Source organism: Actinoplanes sp. NPDC026623, from assembly GCF_040638275.1.
Lineage (GTDB): Bacteria > Actinomycetota > Actinomycetes > Mycobacteriales > Micromonosporaceae > Actinoplanes.
Map to the genome: position 1 here is coordinate 1 of NZ_JBEZXZ010000321.1, position 6,036 is coordinate 6,036.

Here is a 6,036-nt window from a genome sequence, read left to right on the forward strand (position 1 = left end):
CATCCGGTCCTGCTGGATCGGATCGCCGCCGCGGTCCACGACGGCGACGCTGACCCGCAGCCGCCGGCGGCCCGCCTCGGCGCAGACCCGCTCGCACAGCTCCCGCGCCCAGTCCAGCTCGCGCTGCCCGGCGGCGCGCGGGGCGGGCCTCAGGCCCAGGCTGTCCTGCGGCGACACCACCAGGTCGCCGAAGCGCGCCTTCCAGCGGGCCGCGTCGTCGCCGTGCTGCCCCACGTACGGAATGCCCAGCGCGTACGCGATCAGCAGGTCCTCCGGGTTCGCGGGCCGGCCGTCCGCGCTGAGCGCCTCCGGCGGCACGCCCTCGGGCAGGAACGGGCTGACCGTCGCGCCGGACGCGGCGATGCCCGCCACCACCACGCCGTCCGCGTCGCGCACCGGGATCCCGCCCGCGCCGGGGAACCTCGACTCCGGGCTCACCCGGACGAAGCCGGCCGAGATCGGCGCCGGCAGCGTCGTCATCCGCGACAGGTGCTCGGTGCTGGTGATCTGCTGGGTCGCCGCGATCCAGGCCTTCGACCGGGCGCGGGCCATGCCGCCCGGGCCGCCGTGGTCCAGCCGGGAGGCGGTGATCAGGGCCCCGCTCGCGCCCACCACCGCGACGCCGCCACGCAGGCCGAGCTGCTCGGCCTTGTCCACCGCCCGCCGCACCAGGTCGCGGGCGTCGGCCAGCGGCAGGTCGCGCGGGTGCGTCCCGGCCATCACGCGCCGACCATGTTGTAGCCGCCGTCGGCCACCAGGTAGCCGCCCGTCATGTGGCTCGCGTCGTCGGTGGCCAGGAACAGCGCCGTGCCGGCCAGCTCGGCCGGGCCCGGGATCCGGCCCATCGGGGTCAGCTTGCGCAGTTGATCGCCGCGGCCCGATCTCCAGTCCTCGCGGCCCAGCGTGGCCTCGGTCTCGATGAAGCCGGGCGCGAAGACGTTGACCCGGACCGTCGGCGCGAACGCGTGCGCGTACGACTTGGTGATGCCGAGCAGGCCGTACTTGGCGGCGGCGTACTGCGGGGCCCGGGCGCTGCCCCGCACGATGACGGTGGACCCGATGTTGACGATGGCGCCGTGGCCCTGGTCGAGCATCCGCCTGCCGAACTCGTGGACGCACGCCATCGTGCCCTTGATGTCGACGCCGAGGACGTGGTCGATGGACTCCTCGGTGATGTCCCGCCAGGACATCTGCTCGCGCGCCACGTCGCCGACGTTGTTCACCAGCACGTCGACGCCGCCGAGCCGGGCGAACGCATCGTCGGCCGCGGCCGCGACCTGCGCCCACTCGACGATGTCGGCCCGCAGCAGCACCGGCTCGGCGCCGGCCGCGCGGACCCGCTCGGCGGTGGCCTCGGCGCCGGCCTTCGAGCAGCGGTAGTGCACGCCGACGGCCCGGGCGCCCTCCTGCGCGGCGCGTACCGCGATCTCCGCGCCGAATCCGGTGCCGGCGCCGGTGACGACCACGGACCGGCCGTGGAAGCGGCGGGGAATGGGTAGCGGTGAAAGTGGCACTGAGAGCCTCCGTTGTGTCCTATTTTTCGGGTTTACCCGGTCAGACCAGGACCCGGCCGCCGTCGACGTAGAGCACCTGGCCGGTGATGAAGCGGGCCCGGTCCGACGACAGGAAGCTCACCGCGTCGGCGACCTCCTCGGGCACGCCGAGCCGGCGGGCGGGCACCATGCTCGTCAGCGCCGCGCGGTTGTCGCCGGCGTCGAGGTGGTCCCTGGTCAGGCCGGTCTCGATGTATCCCGGCGCCACCGCGTTGACGGTCACGCCGCTGACCGCCCACTCCCGCGCCATCACCCGGATGAGCTGGTTGAGGCCGCCCTTGGTGGCGGCGTACGGCGCGTGGCCGGCGTGCGCGAGCAGGCCCGAGACCGAGGACACGAACGTCATCCGGCCGTAGCCGGCGGCGACCATCAGGCCGCCCGCCGCCTGGCCCAGCCAGTAAGCCGTGGACAGGTTGAGCTCGACGATCCGCGCCCAGTCCTCGTCGCCCAGCTCGAGCACCGGCCGCCGGACGTTGCGGCCGACCGCGTGCACGAAGATCTGCGGCACGCCCACCAGTTCGGCCGCCTCGGCCACCACCTCGCGGCAGCGATCCGCCGTGCGCAGGTCGGCGGCGATGGTACGCACGCAGCCGCCGGCCACCTTCGCCGTGCGGGCCACCGACTCGAGCCGCTCGGGGTCCACGTCGACGAGGACGACCGAGGCGCCCTGTGCGGCGAGACCCACCGCGCTGGCGCCACCCAGGCCGCCGGCGCCGACGACGAGCGCCGCCCGGCCGGAGAGCGCTAACCAGTCCATGGACACCTCACGCCTGTATTCTCGTTCTATGAAAGTCACTATCCGATAAGCTAGACCAGCCGTCCGGGACGTGTCCAGGCGCCCGATCCCGAGCCCGCCCTAAGCTGTGCACCGTCTGTGAACGTCGCTTTCGAGAAGGAGCTCCATGGCCGCCAGTCGGCGAAATCCGGCGCCCGACGCCGCGAGCAGGGCGGGCACGCAGGCGGGTGGCGACAAGCCCGAATACCGCGTCGAGGCGCTCGCCAAGGGGCTGCGGCTGCTGAGCCTCTTCGACGAGCAGCGGCCCACCTGGCGGGTGAGCGACCTGGCCGTGGCCTCCGGGCTGCCGATGCCGACGGTCTACCGGGTGGTGATGACGCTGACCGCCGAGGGCTACCTCGATCACCTGCCGGGCGGCGAGTACCGGCCCGGAGTGCGGACCCTGACCCTCGGCGGGGCGGCGCTGCGCAGCCTCGACCTCGTCGCGCTGGCCACGCCCAAGCTGCAGCGGCTCGGCGAGGCCACCGGCGAGACGGTCAACCTGGCGGTGCTCACCGGCGACCGGGTGCTCTACCTGGTCCGGCTGCGCAACGCCGACCTGGTCACGGCGAACATCCAGGTCGGCTCGACGCTGCCCGCGGTGCACACCTCGATCGGCAAGCTGATGCTCGCCGACCTGGGCGAGGCGGAGCTGGGCGACCGGATCACCGAGACCTCCTTCCCCGGCCAGCACGGCCCGAACGCCAAGGTGTCGCTGGACGAGCTCCGGCAGGAGCTGACCCAGATCCGTGAGCAGGGCTGGGCGCTGCAGGACGAGGAGCTCGCGCACGGGCTGCGCTCGGTGGCCGGGCCGATCACCGGCGCCGGCGACCGGGTGATCGCCGGGGTGAACGTCGCGGTGCAGGCGCGGGACTGGTCGACGCAGCGCATCGTGCGGGAGCTCAAGCCGGTGCTGCTGGCGACCTGCGCGGAGATCTCGCAGCTCGCCGCGTCCGGCAGCGCATGACCGGCGGCCGGCTGCCCCGGCTCTCCCCCGCCGAGCTCGACGACGATCAGCGCGCGGTGTACGACGCCGTGACCGGCGGCCGCCGGGCCCAGGGGCCGCAGTTGTTCCGGCTGGTCGACGCGGACGGCGCCCTGGAGGGGCCGTTCAACGCCTTCCTGCTGCAGCCCCGGCTCGGGTTCGCGGTGCAGGCGCTCGGGGAGGCGGTGCGCTACGAGACGTCGCTGAGCGACCGGGCCCGCGAGATCGCCATCCTGGTCACCGCCGCGCACGCGGACTCCGCCTTCGAGCGGTACGCCCACGAGGCGCTGGGCCGGCACGCCGGGCTGACCGACGACGAGCTGGGCGCCCTGCGGGACGGCCGCTTCGAGGCGCTCGCCGACGAGGCCGAGCGACTGGTCGCGGAGACGGTGCACGCGCTCTGCGCCCGGGGCGACCTCGACGACGACGAGTACCGCGCCGCGGCCGGCGTGCTCGGGCCGGCGGGGGTGTTCGAGCTGGTCACGCTCGCGGGCTACTACCTGGCGCTGGCCCTGCAGCTGCGGGTGTTCCGGGTTTCTTGACACGACCGCCGACTCGGGGCACGCTTCCGTTTGACGTAACCCGCTTTCACAATCCGAGAATGCAGGTGGTGGCGATGAAGCTGGTGACGTTCGACGACGGCCGGGTCGGCCACCTGGCCGGCGACACGGTCGTCGAGCTGGCCTGCGGCTCGACCCGGGAGTTCTTCGAGCGCGGCGGCCGGGTGGCGGAGACCGGCGAACGGATCGACCGCTCCGCGGTGCGTCTGCGGGCGCCGATCGTGCCGAAGAAGTTCTTCCACACGGCGGGCAACTTCACCGAGCACCACACCGAGCTGCAGGCCGTGAACTGGTCCCACCCCGTACACAAGGGGATCGTGTTCTTTCAGAACGTCGACGCGATCATCGGGCCGGACGACGCGATCGTCTATCCGGAGGGTCTCACCAGGGAGCTCGACTACGAGCTGGAGCTCGGGATCGTCATCGGCCGCAGCGGAAAGTTCTTCTCGCCGGAGGAGGCCGAGGACTACATCGCCGGATACCTGATCTTCAACGACATCACCGCCCGGGACATCCAGCGGCGCGAGATGCAGTCCGGCGTCTTCTCGTTCTCGAAGGGCATCGACACGTTCTGCCCGATCGGGCCGTGGATCGTGACCAAGGACGAGGTGCCGGACCCGCAGCGGCTGGCGATGCGGCTGCGGGTCAACGGCGAGGTGCGCCAGCGCGGCAACACGGCGCAGATGGTCATCTCGATACCGCACCTGGTCGCGCACCACTCGGCGCAGGGATACAGCGCCGGCGACATCATCACCACCGGCACGATCTCCGGGGTCGCCGCGGTGCAGCCCGACCCGTTCGCCTTCTACCTGCGGCCGGGCGACGAGATCGAGGCCGAGATCGAGGGCATCGGCGTGCTGCGCAACCACGTGGTGCCGTGGAGCGCGGCGCACGACACCCCGCCGTACACGACGGACCTGTACTCGCAGGCGGCCGGCTGATGCGGTTCGGCACGCTCGACGGCCGCCTCGTCCTGGTGTCGGAGGGCCGCGCGCTCGACGTGGCGACCGCCTCCGGCGGGGCGCTGCCGTGCGAGGTCCGCGCCGCGCTCGCCCGCTGGGACGAGGTCCGGGCGTGGGCGCCGGCCGCCGGCTGGGCCGGGGCAGTCGCGGTCGACGACGCCGAGCTCGGCCCGCCGGTGCCCGACCCGCGCCAGGTCTTCGCGGTGGCCCTGAACTACCGCCCGCACGCGGCGGAGGCCGGCTTCGCGGCGCCGGACGCGCCGCTGGTGTTCACGAAGTTCCCGAGCTGCATCACCGGCCCGGTCACCACCGTCGCCCTGCCGCCCGGCAACGTGGACTGGGAGATCGAGGTGGTGGCGGTGATCGGCGCCGGCGGTTACCGCATCCCACGATCCGAGGCGTGGGACGCGGTGGCGGGCCTGACCTGCGGCCAGGACCTGTCGGAGCGGCTGACCCAGGCGCAGGGCAGACCCGCGCAGTTCTCGCTGGGCAAGTCGTTCCCGGGCTTCGGCCCGATCGGGCCCGTCGCGGTCACCCCTGACGACTTCGCCGACCGCGACGACCTCGGCTTCGAGTCCTTCCTGCTGACCGGCGCGGCGCGCGAGGCGCTGCAATCCGGGCGTACCCGGGAAATGATCTTTTCTGTCGACGACCTGGTGGCCCGGCTCTCGGCGATCTGCCCGCTGCTGCCCGGCGACCTGATCTTCACCGGTACGCCGGGCGGCGTCGGCAACCGCCGCACCCCGCCGCGCTTCCTGCGGCCCGGCGAGACCCTGATCAGCCGCCTGGAGGGCGTCGGCGAGCTCCGCCAGACCTTCGTCGCCTGACGATCACCCGCGGGTGCGCAGCATCCGGCGTTGCAGGTCGGTGCGCTCCCGCACCGACTTGCGCACCACCGGGACGGAGCCCGCGGTGGCCGCCTCGGCCCGGTCCGGGAAGTCCGCGCCGGCGCCGAAGACCGGGAACAGCCGCCCGGTGTAGATCATCGCCGGGATCATCGCGGCCCGGTCCAGCTCGGGCAGCAGCCTCAGATACTTCTCCGCGTACCCGGCCAGCAGCGCGTCCTGGCCGGGGCGCCAGAACGCCGCGGCGACGGTGGCGAGCGAGCCCATCGGCACGGCCCGGTCGACGGCGAGGGTCCGCCAGGCGGCCGCCTTGCCCTCGGCGTCCGGCGCCGACGCCCGGTTCCGGGCCCTGGCGG

The 6,036-nt window shown here is 73.5% G+C and carries 7 protein-coding genes and 1 pseudogene; 4 read left to right on the top strand and 4 right to left on the bottom strand.

Annotated features, from left to right (window positions below; translation table 11 throughout):
- The 3 genes from AB0F10_RS43480 to AB0F10_RS43490 form a co-directional block, all read right to left on the bottom strand.
- On the bottom strand, positions 1-720 hold a 720-nt coding region (locus AB0F10_RS43480; protein ID WP_360639938.1), incomplete at its 3' end, for a heme-binding protein.
- Entirely contained in the window at positions 720-1,514 is a 795-nt protein-coding gene (locus tag AB0F10_RS43485) for an SDR family oxidoreductase (RefSeq protein WP_360639920.1), read from the bottom strand. The genes AB0F10_RS43480 and AB0F10_RS43485, both read right to left, overlap by 1 nt.
- A gap of 40 nt (positions 1,515-1,554) precedes the next feature.
- Positions 1,555-2,310: an SDR family NAD(P)-dependent oxidoreductase gene (locus AB0F10_RS43490; RefSeq protein WP_360639923.1), complete on the bottom strand. Its 756-nt coding sequence runs from the start codon at positions 2,308-2,310 to the stop codon at positions 1,555-1,557.
- Positions 2,311-2,455: 145 nt separating this feature from the next.
- Between AB0F10_RS43490 and AB0F10_RS43495 the strand changes: the two genes are divergently transcribed.
- Genes AB0F10_RS43495 through AB0F10_RS43510 form a run of 4 tightly spaced genes read left to right on the top strand, consistent with a single transcriptional unit; the run spans position 2,456 to position 5,662 of the window.
- The gene (locus AB0F10_RS43495; protein WP_360639926.1) at positions 2,456-3,295 is read left to right on the top strand and encodes an IclR family transcriptional regulator; all 840 of its coding nucleotides are present in this window, start codon (positions 2,456-2,458) and stop codon (positions 3,293-3,295) included.
- Positions 3,292-3,855, top strand: coding sequence for a carboxymuconolactone decarboxylase family protein (locus tag AB0F10_RS43500; protein ID WP_360639929.1), 564 nt, complete (start codon positions 3,292-3,294; stop codon positions 3,853-3,855). The genes AB0F10_RS43495 and AB0F10_RS43500 overlap by 4 nt, the downstream gene beginning before the upstream one ends.
- A gap of 59 nt (positions 3,856-3,914) precedes the next feature.
- The gene (locus AB0F10_RS43505; protein ID WP_360639932.1) at positions 3,915-4,814 is read left to right on the top strand and encodes a fumarylacetoacetate hydrolase family protein; all 900 of its coding nucleotides are present in this window, start codon (positions 3,915-3,917) and stop codon (positions 4,812-4,814) included.
- On the top strand, positions 4,814-5,662 hold the full coding sequence (locus AB0F10_RS43510; protein ID WP_360639935.1) for a fumarylacetoacetate hydrolase family protein: 849 nt from the start codon (positions 4,814-4,816) through the stop codon (positions 5,660-5,662). The genes AB0F10_RS43505 and AB0F10_RS43510 overlap by 1 nt, the downstream gene beginning before the upstream one ends.
- A gap of 3 nt (positions 5,663-5,665) precedes the next feature.
- On the opposite strand, the pseudogene AB0F10_RS43515 reads toward AB0F10_RS43510, so the two are convergent.
- Positions 5,666-6,036 (bottom strand): annotated as a pseudogene (locus AB0F10_RS43515) (aminopeptidase N); the annotation flags it as partial.